General features: G+C 70.4%; 13 protein-coding genes and 1 tRNA gene. 4 read left to right on the forward strand and 10 right to left on the reverse strand.

What is annotated here, in order from left to right:
* Positions 1 to 8: 8 nt before the first annotated feature.
* Positions 9 to 386 carry a WhiB family transcriptional regulator gene (locus tag ACZ607_RS24985; RefSeq protein WP_202076055.1) on the reverse strand — a complete coding sequence of 126 codons (378 nt, stop codon included), beginning with the start codon at positions 384 to 386 and terminating at the stop codon, positions 9 to 11.
* A 398-nt stretch (positions 387 to 784) separates the two neighbouring features.
* On the opposite strand from ACZ607_RS24985, the gene ACZ607_RS24990 reads away from it, so the two are divergent.
* The gene (locus tag ACZ607_RS24990) at positions 785 to 3025 is read left to right on the forward strand and encodes a transglycosylase domain-containing protein (protein WP_469737978.1); all 2241 of its coding nucleotides are present in this window, start codon (positions 785 to 787) and stop codon (positions 3023 to 3025) included.
* 243 nt (positions 3026 to 3268) lie between these two features.
* Here ACZ607_RS24990 and ACZ607_RS24995 read toward each other — a convergent pair whose 3' ends face one another.
* Positions 3269 to 3733, reverse strand: coding sequence for a GatB/YqeY domain-containing protein (locus ACZ607_RS24995; RefSeq protein ID WP_469737979.1), 465 nt, complete (start codon positions 3731 to 3733; stop codon positions 3269 to 3271).
* Between the two features lie 79 nt (positions 3734 to 3812).
* On the opposite strand from ACZ607_RS24995, the gene ACZ607_RS25000 reads away from it, so the two are divergent.
* Together ACZ607_RS25000 and ACZ607_RS25005 are read left to right on the forward strand one after the other, a co-directional pair.
* Positions 3813 to 4751 (forward strand): metallophosphoesterase, encoded by a 939-nt coding sequence (locus tag ACZ607_RS25000; RefSeq protein ID WP_469737980.1) that lies wholly within the window; start codon positions 3813 to 3815, stop codon positions 4749 to 4751.
* A gap of 95 nt (positions 4752 to 4846) precedes the next feature.
* Positions 4847 to 4920, forward strand: a tRNA-Pro gene (locus tag ACZ607_RS25005).
* Positions 4921 to 5071: 151 nt separating this feature from the next.
* Here the strand turns inward: ACZ607_RS25005 and ACZ607_RS25010 are convergent.
* The 7 genes from ACZ607_RS25010 to ACZ607_RS25040 all read right to left on the reverse strand — a co-directional run bounded on the left by ACZ607_RS25010 (position 5072) and on the right by ACZ607_RS25040 (position 11931).
* Complete coding sequence (locus tag ACZ607_RS25010) at positions 5072 to 5986, reverse strand: hypothetical protein (RefSeq protein ID WP_469737982.1); 915 nt, start codon at positions 5984 to 5986, stop codon at positions 5072 to 5074.
* Positions 5987 to 6112: 126 nt separating this feature from the next.
* Complete coding sequence (locus ACZ607_RS25015) at positions 6113 to 7444, reverse strand: MFS transporter (protein ID WP_469737984.1); 1332 nt, start codon at positions 7442 to 7444, stop codon at positions 6113 to 6115.
* Positions 7445 to 7651: 207 nt separating this feature from the next.
* Positions 7652 to 8602 carry a VOC family protein gene (locus ACZ607_RS25020; RefSeq protein ID WP_469737986.1) on the reverse strand — a complete coding sequence of 317 codons (951 nt, stop codon included), beginning with the start codon at positions 8600 to 8602 and terminating at the stop codon, positions 7652 to 7654.
* Positions 8583 to 9713: a 4-oxalomesaconate tautomerase gene (locus ACZ607_RS25025; RefSeq protein ID WP_469737989.1), complete on the reverse strand. Its 1131-nt coding sequence runs from the start codon at positions 9711 to 9713 to the stop codon at positions 8583 to 8585. Before ACZ607_RS25025 ends, ACZ607_RS25020 begins: the two co-directional genes overlap by 20 nt.
* A complete protein-coding gene (locus ACZ607_RS25030) occupies positions 9710 to 10417 on the reverse strand; it encodes a 4-carboxy-4-hydroxy-2-oxoadipate aldolase/oxaloacetate decarboxylase (RefSeq protein ID WP_469737991.1) in 708 nt (235 codons plus the stop codon). Before ACZ607_RS25030 ends, ACZ607_RS25025 begins: the two co-directional genes overlap by 4 nt.
* Before the next feature lie 121 nt (positions 10418 to 10538).
* Entirely contained in the window at positions 10539 to 11189 is a 651-nt protein-coding gene (locus ACZ607_RS25035; RefSeq protein WP_469737993.1) for a GntR family transcriptional regulator, read from the reverse strand.
* Between the two features lie 181 nt (positions 11190 to 11370).
* Positions 11371 to 11931, reverse strand: a complete 561-nt coding sequence (locus ACZ607_RS25040; protein WP_469737995.1) for an NAD(P)H-dependent oxidoreductase — start codon at positions 11929 to 11931, stop codon at positions 11371 to 11373.
* 117 nt (positions 11932 to 12048) lie between these two features.
* On the opposite strand from ACZ607_RS25040, the gene ACZ607_RS25045 reads away from it, so the two are divergent.
* Positions 12049 to 12699 (forward strand): TetR/AcrR family transcriptional regulator, encoded by a 651-nt coding sequence (locus ACZ607_RS25045; RefSeq protein ID WP_469737997.1) that lies wholly within the window; start codon positions 12049 to 12051, stop codon positions 12697 to 12699.
* 46 nt (positions 12700 to 12745) lie between these two features.
* Here ACZ607_RS25045 and ACZ607_RS25050 read toward each other — a convergent pair whose 3' ends face one another.
* On the reverse strand, positions 12746 to 13948 hold the full coding sequence (locus ACZ607_RS25050; protein WP_469737999.1) for a damage-control phosphatase ARMT1 family protein: 1203 nt from the start codon (positions 13946 to 13948) through the stop codon (positions 12746 to 12748).
* Positions 13949 to 14040: the final 92 nt, after the last annotated feature.

The following is a 14040-nucleotide window of genomic DNA, read 5'->3' on the forward strand; positions in this document are numbered from 1 at the left end:
CCGCCCGCTCACCCCACCGCGGCGAACGTCTCGTGCAGCTCGTCGTCGTGCAGGCCGTCGTCGTGCAGCCCGTCATCCAGGCCCACCGCTGCGGGCAGCATGCCTGTGGACCGCTCGTACTCACTGCGCGCGGTCTCCAGCAGACGGCGCCAGGACGTGACGGTCGGACGTCGGCGCAGCAGTGCGCGGCGCTCCCGCTCCGTCATCCCACCCCACACGCCGAACTCGACGCGATTGTCCAGCGCGTCGGCCAGGCACTCGGTCCGCACCGGGCAACCGGTGCACACCGCCTTGGCCCTGTTCTGCGCTGCCCCTTGTACGAACAATTCATCCGGATCGGTAGTGCGGCAGGCTGCCTGCGCACTCCAGTCGGTTACCCAGCCCATGCCGGCGCCGTCCTCTCCCGAATCGAGGCTCCCCCACGGCGGCAGCGGCATATTCACCGCTGCCAGTTGAGGACGTTACGGAAGGTGGGCACAGCACAACACCCCCTTCGGGCCCAATCTTGAATGGCCCGAACGGACTATGCGTACGCGGCAGATCACCCAGGGGAGTGATGCAGGGACATGCGCGACCCTCCCGACCGAATCGGGACAGAAACCCCAAGTCACAACAGACATTCAGCGACATAAGAGGCGAATTCGGGAGCGCCTCGGCAGGTGGCCGAATTCTGTTGAGGGTCGTGCAAGGGGGTTGATACAAAATCGGACTGCTGTGACAGTTGAGAGCAGCTTAGGCCAAGGCCTATACGCGTGTCCGGCGAATGAGAACGTAGGCTGCCCCCATGCCAAAGAAGCGCTCAGGCGGGGGTCTGACGACGACCCAGCAGGCCGCCAAGTTCCTCGGTGTCGCCGCGCTCTCCGGAGCGGTACTGGCAGGCATCGCGCTGCCGGCCGCCGGCGCACTCGGGCTCGCCGCCAAGGGGACGGTCGAGGGATTCGACGAGATCCCTTCCAACCTCAAGACTCCGCCGCTGAGCCAGCGGATCACGATCCTGGACAACGAGGGCGGGCTCATCGCGACGGACTACTCGCGCGACCGCACCGTCGTCCCGCTCAAGGACATCTCCCCGTACATGCAGGACGCGATCATCGCGATCGAGGACTCGCGGTTCTACGAGCACGGGGCCGTCGACCTCAAGGGCATCCTGCGCGCGATGAACCGCAACGTGCAGGCCGGCGGTGCCGCGCAGGGCGCCTCGACGCTGACCCAGCAGTACGTGAAGAACGTCTTCGTGGAGGAGGCGGGCGACGACCCGGACAAGGTCGCCGAGGCCACCCAGCAGACGCTGGGCCGCAAGGTCCGTGAGCTGAAGTACGCGATCCAGGTCGAGGAAGAGCTCGGCAAGAAGAAGATCCTGGAGAACTACCTCAACATCACCTTCTTCGGGCAGCAGGCCTACGGCATCGAGACCGCCTCGCAGCGGTACTTCTCCAAGCACGCCAAGGACCTGAAGCTGGAGGAGGCGGCGATGCTGGCCGGCCTCGTCCAGTCACCGACCCGCTACGACCCGGTCAACGACGCGGAGGAGGCGACCAAGCGCCGTAACACCGTGCTGCAGCGCATGGCCGCCGTCGGTGACATCACGCAGGACGAGGCGGACAAGGCCATCGCCAGTCCCCTCGAGCTGAAGGTCAGCAAGCCGAACAGCGGTTGCATCACGGCCGTCAGCGGTGCCGGTTTCTTCTGCGACTACGTGCGCAAGACCGTCCTGACCGACCCGACCTTCGGGGCGACCCAGGAGGAGCGCGCCAAGCTCTGGAACCTCGGCGGGCTGACCATCAGGACCACGCTCTCGCCGCGCGCGCAGAAGGCCGCCGACGAGGCCGCGACCTCGAAGGTCTACAAGGACGACAAGGTCGCCGCCTCGGTGGTGCAGGTCGAGCCGGGCACCGGCAAGATCCTCTCGATGGGCCAGTCGCGGCCGTACGGCCTGGACCAGAAGAAGAACCAGACGGTCCTCAACCTCGCCGTCAGCAACAAGATGGGCGGCAGCACCTACGGCTTCCAGGTCGGCTCGACCTTCAAGCCGATCACCGCCGCCGCGGCCCTGGAGAAGGGCATCAGCCCCGCGGAGAGTTACGCCACCGACTGGAAGATCTCGCTGCCGCTGAACTCCTTCCGCACCTGTGCGGGGGCCCCGACGGGCAGCAGCAACTGGGACCTCCAGAACGAGTTGGAGTCCGAAAAGGGCAGCTGGGACATGACGAGCGCGCTCGGCAAGTCCATCAACACCTACTTCGCCAAGCTGGAGCAGAAGGCCGGTCTCTGCGAGACGGTCGAGATGGCGAAGAAGGTCGGTTACGAGCGCGGCGACGGCAAGGAGATCGAGGAGCACGCCTCGATCACCCTCGGCGGCGAGGTGAGCACCCCGCTCTCGATGGCGTCCGTGTACGCCACGTTCGCCAACCGGGGCACGTACTGCACCCCGGTCGCCATCGACTCGATCACCGGCCCGGACGGCAAGAAGATCGCCGTCCCGAAGAGCAAGTGCTCCCGCGCGATGGGCGAGTCGACGGCGGACACGATCAGCCAGATGCTCAAGGGCGTGGTCGAGGACGGCACCGGCACCCTGGCCGGCCTGACCGACCGCGACAACGCGGGCAAGACGGGTACGACGAACGACCGTCTCGACGCCTGGTTCGTCGGCTACACCCCGAACCTCTCCACCGCGGTCTGGGTCGGCGACGACATCGGCGAGAAGACCACCAAGATGTACGACATCACCATCGGTGGTCAGTACTACGACAAGGTCTGCGGTGGCTGTCTCCCCGGCCCCATCTGGAAGACCGCGATGACCGGCGCGCTGAACGCCTCGGAGACCCCGTCCTTCAACCCGATCTCGGTGCCGCGCGCCAAGGAGAAGGAGAAGGACAAGGAGAAGGACAAGGGCCGCGGCGAGGGTAACCGCGGGAACGACGACGACAACGACAAGCCGGGTGCGGACCCGATCGGCGGGATCACCCTGCCGCCCGGTTTCATCGGCGGGAACGAGGGCCGCGGGCGCGGCGGCAACGGTCCCTGACCGTCCGGGCCGCGTGACGGCGGCATGAGAAAGGAGGGGCGCCCCCGGCTCGGGGGCGCCCCTCCTTCGTACGCCTGCTTTCGCACTTCGCGCACCGGCCTCGGTGCACCGGCTTTCGTACCTCGGCCTTCGCGCGTCGGCCTTCGTGGGCCGACCTTCGCGCGCCGGCCTTCCTAGGTCGGCCCTGGCGCGTCCGCCTCGGTGTGCCGACTCGTGTGCGCCCGGCCTTCGTGGGTCTGCTCCTCAGCCCGCGAGCAGCTTCTTCACCGTCGCGGCGACACGGCCGCCGTCGGCGAGCCCCGCGACCTTGGGGTTGACGATCTTCATGACGGCGCCCATGGCCCGCGGCCCCTCGGCACCGGCACTCTTCGCCTCCTCGACGGCCTGCGCGACGATCACGTCCAGCTCGTCGTCGGAGAGCTGCTTGGGCAGGTACGCGTCGAGCAGCTCCCCCTCAGCCTTCTCGCGCTCGGCCTGCTCCGTCCGGCCGCCCTGCGCGAAGGCCTCGGCCGCCTCACGGCGCTTCTTCGCCTCCTTGGCGATCACCTTCTGCACCTCGTCGTCGGAGAGCTCGCGCGACGTCTTGCCGCTGACCTCTTCCTTGGTGATCGCGGTCAGGGTGAGCCGGAGGGTGGACGAGGTGAGCTCGTCACGCGCCTTCATGGCCGTGGTGAGGTCTTCCTTGAGCTTGGACTTGAGCGTGGTCATGCGGCGATTGTGACAGGTACGGGGCACCTGACGCCCGCCTGTTTTCGTCCCGCCGCACCGTTTCTGCGACGATGGGCCCATGCGCGCACGCTACGGAGTACCCCTGAAAGTCACGGCAGTCGGCGCAGCGGTCGGCGCCGCCGGTCTCGTGTACGCGGCCGGATTCGAGGCACGCTCGTTCCGCCTCCGCCGGGTCACGATTCCCGTACTCCCGCACGGAGCACGCCCGTTGCGCGTGCTCCAGGTCTCGGACGTCCACATGGTGAGCGGCCAGCGCAAGAAGCGCGCCTGGCTGCAGTCGCTGGCGGGGCTGCGGCCGGACTTCGTCGTGAACACCGGCGACAACCTCTCGGACCCGGAGGCGGTGCCGGAGCTGCTCGACGCGCTCGGGCCGCTGATGGAGTTCCCCGGGGTCTACGTCTTCGGCTCCAACGACTACTACGGCCCGAAGCTCCGCAACCCGGTCCGCTACCTCCTGGAGAAGACTCAGGGCAGGCACGGGCTCAACGGAAACGCACCGGCGGTCGGCGTGGTCCACAACCCGTGGGAGCCGATGCGGGACGCCTTCGACGAGGCCGGCTGGCTGAACCTCTCCAACACCCGGGGCCGCATCAAGGCCGACGGGCTGGAGATCGGCTTCACCGGCCTGGACGACCCCCACATCAAGCGGGACCGGTACGCCGAGGTCGCCGGCGGCCCGGAGACGGACGCGGACCTCTCGATCGGCGTCGTCCACGCCCCGTACCTGCGCTCCCTGGACGCCTTCACGGCGGACGGTTACTCCCTGATCCTGGCCGGTCACACCCACGGCGGCCAGCTCTGCATCCCCTTCTACGGCGCCCTCGTCACCAACTGCGACCTGGACACCGACCGGGTGAAGGGCCTCTCGGGCCATACGGTCGGTGAGCGGCGGTCCTACCTCCACGTCTCGGCGGGCTGCGGCACGAACCGCTACACCCCGGTCCGCTTCGCCTGCCCGCCCGAGGCGACCCTGCTGACGCTGACGCCCCGCGACTGAGACACCCGGCCCGCCCGCGCCAGGCAAAACCGGATTTCGCCTCCGGGCGCGGGTGGGCTAAAGTAATCGATGTCGCCGGGACAATCGGTGGACATCGGGGTGTAGCGCAGCTTGGCAGCGCGCTTCGTTCGGGACGAAGAGGTCGTGGGTTCAAATCCCGCCACCCCGACAGCTGAAACACCAGGTCAAGGGCCTGATCCACTGAGTGGATCAGGCCCTTCCTGTGTTTCCGGGGCCGGCTGCGGATCATGGTGAGCTCCGGCTCGCCGATCGGTCGATGCTCTCCGCCCCAAGGCCCGCGATTACGCACCAGGTCGATGTCAGGGATGACGGCCGGAAGCTCGGAGCTCAGCCGCGTGCTGGCGTAGTTGTTCGACGCGTATGAGGTCGCGCTCCAATGCGTCGAGCCACCTTCTGATATGCGTCTCGTCGGCGACGTGCTTCAGGCATGCCTGCAGTGCCGCTGCCAGGACCTTGAGCTTGTCCTCGTAGAACGACACGTAGTCCTCCATCCCTGTTGCGTTCGGATGGACGATCGCGTTGAAGAGGACCGTGACCTCGGCGCTGCCTTGCGGTGCCTCCTCGCGGACCCTGTCGGCGATCGACGAGAGGCGCTCTTCGATCACTTCGGGGCTCTCCCAGGACGGCGGCCCGTACGCCAGCACCGTGATGGGGTCGGACGTCACCCGCTTTCTCGCCCTCCCGCCCCTGCCGCCGTCCAGCGTCAGGCGCACCTGGTAGAAGTCCTTGCCCTGCTCAGCCTCCCCCGACACGAGAGACAGAACGAATCGGTCCACGTCGCCTGCGTCGACCTCCTGGTTGACCGTCTTGCTGTAGCTGCCTTCCGCCAGAGGGAAGTCGACGGCGTACGAGCCGCTGGGCCCCAGTCGTCGCTCCTGGGCCCTTATGCGCGCGTTGACCGGCGCCCCCGGCAGTCTGAGCACTGCCGGGGGATCGAGGGCAGGGACGTAGAGCAGCCCCTTCAGCTCCACGTGCACGCGTCGGACGAAGCCCTTCCGGTCACCGTCGTTGCGCACCGCGATGTCCAGGACGGGCCGGTCCGGAGCTATCTCGCCGAGCAGCTGCGCGTCGGCTCCCGGCTCTGCCAGGACCGCCTCTCCCTCGCCCACCGAGACGTCGACGAGGGTGACCTCCCCTCCCCGCTTCCTTCGCGCCCTGAGCGTCGCCCATGCGGCGATGACGGCGGTGAGGACGGTCGCGATCGCCCCGAGCATGCTTCCTCCCTGTGACGAGGGGGCGAGAGGCTTTCGCGCGCACGCCCGTACAGCCGACCGCTTGTTCCGCAGTCTCTGGCAGCGTACGGACAGCCACTGACAGCGGAGGTGCGGCGGCGTCGGGAGTCAGCCCGTCGCGGAGGCCGGTTGGGGCGGGTTGTTGTTCGTGGGGTGCTTCACCGAGGGCAGGCCGGTCAGGGCGATGAAGATCAGGGAGAAGACGCCCGCCGCCGCGAACACGGTGAAGCCCGTGGTGGTCGAGCCCGTGGCGAGGAGCTGGCCGCCGAGCCAGGGGCCGAAGACCGCGCCGAAGCGGCCCATCCCCGAGGTCCAGCCGACAGCGGTGGCGCGGTTGTCGTCGTCGGAGCGGGCGGCGACCGTGGCGTAGATCATGGCCTGGGCGCTGAAGAGGAAGAGGCCCGTCAGGAAGACCACGATGTAGGTGACGGCCAGTGGCATGTGGACGCTGAGCAGGTAGACGCCTACGGCGGTGGCGCCGAACCAGATGGCGCCGATGCGGGCGCCGCCGAACCGGTCGGTGAGCCTGCCGCCGACGATCATGCCGACGATGCCGCCGAGGTTGATGACGATGACGAAGCCGAGCGAGGAGCCGAGGTCGTATCCGGCGGCGCGCATCATCGAGGGCAGCCACTGGGAGACGCCGTAGACGAGCAGGAGTCCGCCGAAGGACGCCAGCCAGAAGAACAGGGTCTGCACCCACAGGCCGCCGCGGAACAGGGCGGCGACCGCGCTCCAGCGTTCGGTGCCGGCCGGGCGCCTCTGTGTGCCGGTGGGGGCGGGTATCTCGACGCCGTACCGTTCGGCCAGCGCCCGGGCCTCGTCCGTACGCCCCTTGGCCCGCAGGAACGTCAGGGACTCGGGTAGGTACCTGACGGCCAGCGGTACGCCGATGAGGAGCGGGATCACGCAGATCCAGAAGGACACGCGCCAGTCACCCGTCCACAGCGCCACGAAACCGGCCACGATGCCGCCGGCCTGGTGGGCGGTCATGAGGGAGCCGACTATCAGCGCACCGCGCCCGCGCGGGGCGTACTCGCTGACCAGGGTGATGGCGCTCGGCAGGAGGCCGCCGAGGCCGAGGCCCGCCAGGAAGCGGCCGAGACCGAAGACTCCGAGGGTGCCCGCCACGGCGCAGACGGCCGAGGCCAGCGAGAAGACGGCGGTGGAGACGACGATCGTCTTCTTGCGGCCCGCCCAGTCGCTGATGGTGCCGGAGGACAGCGCGCCGATCAGCATGCCGAAGGTGGCGTAGGAGCCGATGTCACCGGCCTTGCCCGGATCGATGCCGAGGGCCCCGGTCTCCAGCATGTGCGGCAGGACGGAGCCGTAGATGAACATGTCGAGGCCGTCGAAGAGGACGACCAGCCAGCACAGACCGACGACCAGCAGGGCGAGCCGGCTGCTGCGGGCCCCGGTGGCGGGGGTTGGGGAGGACATCGGGGTATTCCTCTCGTCCGGGACAGCTCTGTCCCTGAGGGAGCTTCGGCGGGGACGGGTCGGTGCGGCGCTATCGCGGCGGACCCGAAGGTGCCGATGACGTTAAGGACCCCGGGATTTAACGTCAACGCTTTTGTCAACAATCTTAGGAACAATATAGGGCGGGCGGCACACCGTGTGCGCCGCCCGCCCCCTCCCCTCGCCGGTTCAGTCCAGCGGCGGGGTGCCGTGCGTATGGAAGGACTCGATCGTCCGCAGACCCCACGCCTGCCCCTTGGCGCGCTCCGCCTCGGTCCAGGTGACCAGCGGCCAGTCGGGGGCCAGCACGAGGCGGGTGAGCGGGTTGCAGAGCTCGATACGGTTGCCGCCGGGCTCGTACACGTACAGGAAGAACGTCTGCTGGATGGCGTGCTTGTGCGGGCCCGTCTCGATGAACACGCCGCTGTCGATGGCGAGGTCGGCGGCCCGCAGGATGTCCTCGCGGGTGTCGGTGGCGAAGGCGATGTGGTGCAGGCGTCCGGTGGAGCCCGTCCAGTCCGAGGTGTAGACGACGTCGTACGACTTGTCGGTGAAGGTCAGCCACTTGGCGCCGATCCGGCCCGTGTCGAGCTGGATCTGCTCGGTGGGCCGGGCGCCGAGGAGGTGCTGGTGGAAGTCGGCGTTGGCGGCGACGTCGGCGGCGAGGAAGTTGATGTGGTCCAGGCGGCGCACCCCCACGCCCCGGTTGGGCTTGGCCTGCGGCTGGTTCTTCAGCGCGGGCCTGAGCTCCGGGGGCGCCTGGTAGTACTCGCTCTCCCAGTACAGGGCGATCTCGTGCCCGTCCGGGTCGGCGGTGAGGTAGAGCTTGCCGATGCCCGGCTCGTCCTCCACCCAGCGCCCCGCACGGCCTGCCGCTTCGAGCTCGCCGGCCCTGCGCAGCAGGGCCTCCTCGCTGGAGGTGCGCAGGGCGGTGCGGCGCAGGCCGGGCTTGGCGGCCGCGGTGAGCACCAGGCTGTGGTGCTCGTAGTCGTCGTAGGTGCGCAGGTGGACGGAGTCGCCGTCCTGCCCGTTGACGGTCAGGCCGAGGTAGTCGGTGAAGAACCGGACGCTGCCGTCCAGGTCCGGGGTGAGCAGTTCGACGTGGCCGACATGGGCGATGTCACCGAGAGGGGGAGTCATCTGCGGCTCCTTGCGGGGAGGGTTCGGACGGGAGGGCTGTCTGCTCGGGCCGTGGGAAGACGGTCCCGTCGAAGATCTTTCGCGCGGTACGCACCACCGCGGTGCGTACGGCGGCGGGGGCCCCGTCCGCGTCCGTCCCGACGACGGCCTCGATGTCGACGAAGCCCGTGGGGTGCTCGATCCGCAGCCGGTCGCCGTCCTGGGGCAGCCGGGCGATGCCGTCGCCGACGCCCCCGGGGACCCGCAGCCCGGCGGCGACGCCCGCGGCACCGAGGACGCCGATGGAGGTGTGACAGCGGTGCGGGATGAAGGTACGGGTCGTCACCGCGCCGTCCTGGGCGGGCGGGGCCAGCAGACTGAGCTTGGGCACGGTCGTGCCGCTGACGTCGCCGAGGCCCATGAGGGGGCCCGCTTCGAGGCGGATCCGCTCGACGCGGTCGCGCAGGGCGGCGTTCTCCTCCAGCTCGCGCGGGCTCTCGTAGCCGGTGACGTCCAGGGCACCGGCCGGGATGAGCACGGTGGGCATCCCGTTGTCGACGCAGGTCACCTCGGTGCCGGCGATGACGTCACGGGCCCGGCCGGTGGGCAGCAGCGGGCTGTCGCCCCGGGCGAACTCGATCACCACGGGCGCGGCGGCCCCCGGCACCCCGGATATCCTCGCCGGCCCCGTGTAGTCGACGCGCCCGCCGGGGGTGGGGAAGGACGCGGTCGCCAGGTCCCCGGTGTTGACCATCCGGACGCGTACGGACGTCTGCCCGTCCCCGGCGGCGACCAGGCCCCGTTCCACGGCGAAGGGGCCGACCCCGGCGAGCAGGTTGCCGCAGTTCTGGCGGTCGGAGACCTCCGGGCTGTCGACGCCGACCTGCAGGAAGAGGTAGTCCACATCGGCGTCCGGGTCGTCCGGCACGGAGACGACCGCGACCTTGCTGGTGAGCGGGTGCGCCCCGCCCAGGCCGTCGATCTGGCGGGGGTCGGGGCTTCCCATGATCCGCAGCAGCAGATCGTCCCGGGCGGCCGGGTCCCGGGGCAGGTCGTCCGCGAGGAAGTAGGCCCCCTTGGACGTACCGCCCCGCATCAGGAGGCAGCGGACCTCCACGGGCCCGCCGGTCACGCCCCGGCCCCCCGCGCGTGGTCCTCGTACGAGGTGTACCGCACGCCCAGGTCCGCGAGCTTCTCGCGCAGTCCGTAGCGGTCCAGCCCGAGTTGGCCGTCCAGGAAGGCCGCGCGCGCCTTGGCCTCCTTGGCCTCGCGTGCCTCGGACGCATCGGCGGTCTCCCGGGCGCGTTCGCGGGGCACGACGACCACTCCGTCGTCGTCGGCGATGACGACGTCGCCCGGGCGGATCACCTGGTCCCCGATGGCGACCGGCACATTGACGGACCCCCCGGTGGCCTTCACCGTCCCCTGCGCGGACACCGCCTTCGCCCAGGCGGCGAAGCCCATGTCCCGCAGTTCCTGGGTGTCGCGGATGCCCGCGTTGATCACGAGGCCGCGCACCCCGCGCCTGTGGAGCGCGGTGGCGAACAGCTCGCCGAACATGCCGTCGGTGGAGGGGGAGGTGGTGGTGACGACGAGGACGTCGCCCTCGCCGCACTGCTCCACCGCCGCGTGGATCATGAGGTTGTCGCCGGGCCAGCTGAGCACGGTGACCGCGCTGCCCGCGATCCGTACGCCCTGCTGGATCGGGCGCAGTCCCGGTCCGAGCAGGCCCGTACGGCCCATGGCCTCGCTCACGGTGGCCACGCCGTAGCCGGCGAGTGCCTCGATGTCCCGCGCGTCCGCCTTGGGCGGGCCGGTGACGATGACGCCGCTCATGCCGGCCGCTCCGCGGTCCGGGCCGTCTCGGTTGTCATGGCTGAACTCTCCTTGCTGGACGGGGCATCGGCCCACCAGCGCGGCGCGCCGTGCGCGCGGTGCGTCGACCGGACGCGGCGCGTCAACCGCGCAGTGCCTCGATCACGCTCGCCAGGTGGGAGCGGACGGCCGCCTCGGCCGCCTGCGGATCCCTGGCCCTGATCGCGTCGATCATGGCCAGGTGTTCACTCAGGGACTGCTGGGGGCGTCCGGGCCTCAGGGCGAGCTGGAACCTGTGGCGCACCAGTTGGCCGTTCAGCCGCTCCAGGAGCGAGACGGCCGTCCGTTGACCGGAGAACTCCCTGATCATGGCGTGGAGTTCATGGTTCAGGTCGGAGTAGAGCAGGGGCTCGCCGTCGGCGACGGCCTTGGTCATGGCGTCGCCGGCCTCCGTGAGCCGGTCCAGCTGCTCGTCGCTCGCCACGACGGCGGCCTTGGCCGCACAGAGTCCTTCCAGGGCCATGCGGCACTCGGTGATCGCGACGGCCTCGTCGACGCTCACCGACCGCACCCGTGATCCGCGGTTACGGATCCGCTCGACCAGTCCCTCCGACTCCAGCTCGATCAGCGCCGCTCTGACGCTGGCCCGTGTCACACCGAACTGCTCGGCGAGCTCGTTCTCCACCAGCCGCTGGGCCGGTGCCATCTCGCCGCGCAGAATCGCCTGCCGCAGTCGGGTCAGAGCCAGCTGCCTGGCCTGCTCCCCACTGGCCGGACCGGCTGCCTTCGGCATCGTTGCCCCCCTGAGTGAGTGCCTGTCGAACCTAAATCTAGGCCAACAGGATTGTCAACGATTCTGTTTGCCAGATTGCCGTAACTATGCGCGTTCCGGGTGCCAGGCCCCGGAAACGCGCGTGGGCCCGGCCCCTCTCTCCTGCGAGAAAGGGGCCGGGCCCACGGGAAAAGGCGCCAGGTCAGGCGGCCGCGGCCGCGGTGCCCTCGGCGACCTGGCGGAGCACCTCGGTCAGCGCGGTGACGACCTCGGCGTCGTCCGCCGGATGGAGCTCGGCGAAGCGGGTCACGGAACCGGGGATGGAGAGCTTGGCGTCCGCCAGGACCGCTCCACCCGCGAGGCCGGCCGCCTTGCGGGCCTCGTCCTGCGCCCAGACGCCGCCGAACTGGCCGAAGGCGGTGCCGACCACGGCGACCGGCTTGGCGGTCATGGCGCCGGCGCCGTACGGGCGGGACAGCCAGTCGATGGCGTTCTTCAGGACGGCCGGCATGGTGCCGTTGTACTCGGGCGAGAACAGCAGGAACGCGTCGGAGCTGCCGGCCGCCTCACGCAGCCGGGCCGCGGCGGCCGGGACGCTGCCCTCGACGTCGATGTCCTCGTTGTAGAACGGGACGTCGACGAGGCCCTCGTACAGCTCGACCGCGACGCCCTCGGGCGCGTGCTTGACCGCCGCCTCGGCGAGCTGGCGGTTGTGGGAGCCGGCGCGGAGGCTGCCGACGAGGGCGAGGATGCGTACAGACATGGGGGAAGCTCCCGGGAGACGGAGAGTGCGGAAGTAAGCGGACCGGAGTCCGTTTAAAGTTGTACCACCTAAACGGACCACGGTCCACTTACTCCCGTCCGGGGCTACCCTGAAGCCATGACCGCTCCCCTGCCTCCGCTTCCCGAGCCGCCCGACCCCGGCGACGCGCGGACGAATCTCGCGCTCGCCCCCACCGGCGGACCCGAGATGCTGCGGGCGGACGCGGCGCGCAACCGCGCGCTGCTGCTGGACGCCGCCTCACGCCTCCTGGTCCGCTGCGGGGCGGCGAACCTCACCATGGAATCGGTCGCGGCGGCCGCCGGGGTCGGCAAGGGCACGGTCTTCCGGCGCTTCAAGGACCGCACCGGCCTGCTCATCGCCCTCCTCGACCACCGCGAGTCACTGCTGCAGGCCGCCTTCCTCTCCGGGCCGCCCCCCATGGGCCCGGACGCCCCCGCGGCGGAGCGGCTGCACGCCTTCGGCCCGGCCCTCATGCGCCATGAACGCGACCACCACGAGCTGATCCTCGCGTCCCGCACCGATCCGCTGCGTACGTACGAGGTTCCCGCGCAGCGGCTGAGGCTCAGCCATGTGACCCTGCTGCTGCGCCAGGCGCGTGCGGCGGGCGAACCGGAGCTGCTCGCCCACACGCTGCTCGGGTCGATCGACGCCCCCCTCGTCCACCATCTGACGTGCGAACGCGGTCTGGGTATCGAGCGGCTGGAGGCGGGCTGGCACGACCTCCTCAGCCGGTACGGGGTGGAGTAGGGGCGGCGCCCGCGGACCACGGGCGCACCTGGGCCGGGCCGCGTGACTACGGGCGCACCTGGATCAGGGCGTGCGTGCCGCTGGTGCGCCAGGCCCGGCCGGACCCCTCAAGGCGGTCCAGGATCTCCTGGTCCAGGCCCACGACGACATCGGACTTGAGCGTGCGCAAGGCCGCGACGGCACCCGGGAAATACGCGGTGAGGCCGGCGAACGGCGTGGTCGCGGGCCACCGCCGGTCGCCCACCAGGCGCCGGTAGTTGAGGTCGCCCTTCAGGATCGTCAGCGCGGCGGCCCCGAACTCCTCCCGGAGGTCCGCGGGCATCCGTTCGTACGGATACGGCGCGGAGAAGAACGCGTGGGTACGTACGTCCAGCCGCCCCGCGCCCATCGCCTCCCAGATCCGCTCGCCGATCACGCCCGCCTCGCCGGGGGCCCCGCTCAGCCGGCGCAGGCAGTCGACGACGTCGGCCGTCATGGCGTCGGAGACGTAGTACGGGCACGGCTTCACATGGAGCACCACCCGCTCCGCGTGGCCGTGGCACAGCAGATGGTCGATGAGGACGAGGTCGGGGATCAGCTCACGGCCGGTGTTGTCCGCGACGACGGCCACCGTGGCCCGCGAGCCGACGGGCAGGAGCGACCACAGTGCGGCGCTGTCGTCCGCGACCGGACCGGGGTCGGCCTCGCCGGGGGTGGACTCCCCCGCCGGGCCGCGGAAGCCGAGATCGGCGCGGTTGCCCCAGAGCGATGCCTGGAGGAGAGCCGCCGCCCGCTCGGCGGCGGGAACACCCACGAGGTCGTCCAGGGAGCGGAGTTCCTCGTCGACGGTGGAGCCGCCGAGCTCCGCCCGCTTGAAGGAGGCGAAGGGGTCCACTCCCTGCCAGGGCCCCTCGCCGAAGTAGCCGACGGCCTCCAGGAGCCTCCGGTAGAAGTAGCTCTCGGCCCAGAGGAACGGGGCGTCGAACCATGGACGCCCGAAGTGCTCCGGCTCCCGCCCCAGCCAGAGCTCGCGGTCCGGGGTCCCGGGACGGAGCGGTTCGACGACGCCGTGGAGGATCTCGCGCAGCAGGGCGTCCAGGGCGCGGCGCTGCTCCGGGCCGTACGGGAAGGCTTCGCGCACCTGCTCGATCAGCGCCGGGTGGCGCTCGGCCATGACGCCCCGGGCGAAGCTGCCGGGCTCCCGGCACGTGATCACAGGAGGGAGGCCGAGGTCGCCCACGGTCCGGGAAGTCGCTCGCGTATCGCCCATGGGCCCCAGTCTGCCCGGCGGGACGCCGCTCGGGCGCCGCCCCTCACGCGTGTCCGGCGGCGTGCGCGGGCCCGGGGGCCAACGGCCGTGGG

Source organism: Streptomyces sp. NPDC104381, from assembly GCF_055583745.1.

Excerpts from the sequence above, each read along its gene's own strand:
- ACZ607_RS25050 (WP_469737999.1), bottom strand. The coding sequence starts at position 13,948 with ATGGGCGATACGCGAGCGACTTCCCGGACCGTGGGCGACCTCGGCCTC.
- ACZ607_RS25020 (WP_469737986.1), bottom strand. The coding sequence starts at position 8,602 with ATGACTCCCCCTCTCGGTGACATCGCCCATGTCGGCCACGTCGAACTG.
- ACZ607_RS25035 (WP_469737993.1), bottom strand. The coding sequence starts at position 11,189 with ATGCCGAAGGCAGCCGGTCCGGCCAGTGGGGAGCAGGCCAGGCAGCTG.
- ACZ607_RS25015 (WP_469737984.1), bottom strand. The coding sequence starts at position 7,444 with ATGTCCTCCCCAACCCCCGCCACCGGGGCCCGCAGCAGCCGGCTCGCC.
- ACZ607_RS25045 (WP_469737997.1), top strand. The coding sequence starts at position 12,049 with ATGACCGCTCCCCTGCCTCCGCTTCCCGAGCCGCCCGACCCCGGCGAC.
- ACZ607_RS24985 (WP_202076055.1), bottom strand. The coding sequence starts at position 386 with ATGGGCTGGGTAACCGACTGGAGTGCGCAGGCAGCCTGCCGCACTACC.
- ACZ607_RS25040 (WP_469737995.1), bottom strand. The coding sequence starts at position 11,931 with ATGTCTGTACGCATCCTCGCCCTCGTCGGCAGCCTCCGCGCCGGCTCC.
- ACZ607_RS25010 (WP_469737982.1), bottom strand. The coding sequence starts at position 5,986 with ATGCTCGGGGCGATCGCGACCGTCCTCACCGCCGTCATCGCCGCATGG.
- ACZ607_RS25000 (WP_469737980.1), top strand. The coding sequence starts at position 3,813 with ATGCGCGCACGCTACGGAGTACCCCTGAAAGTCACGGCAGTCGGCGCA.
- ACZ607_RS24990 (WP_469737978.1), top strand. The coding sequence starts at position 785 with ATGCCAAAGAAGCGCTCAGGCGGGGGTCTGACGACGACCCAGCAGGCC.
- ACZ607_RS24995 (WP_469737979.1), bottom strand. The coding sequence starts at position 3,733 with ATGACCACGCTCAAGTCCAAGCTCAAGGAAGACCTCACCACGGCCATG.
- ACZ607_RS25030 (WP_469737991.1), bottom strand. The coding sequence starts at position 10,417 with ATGAGCGGCGTCATCGTCACCGGCCCGCCCAAGGCGGACGCGCGGGAC.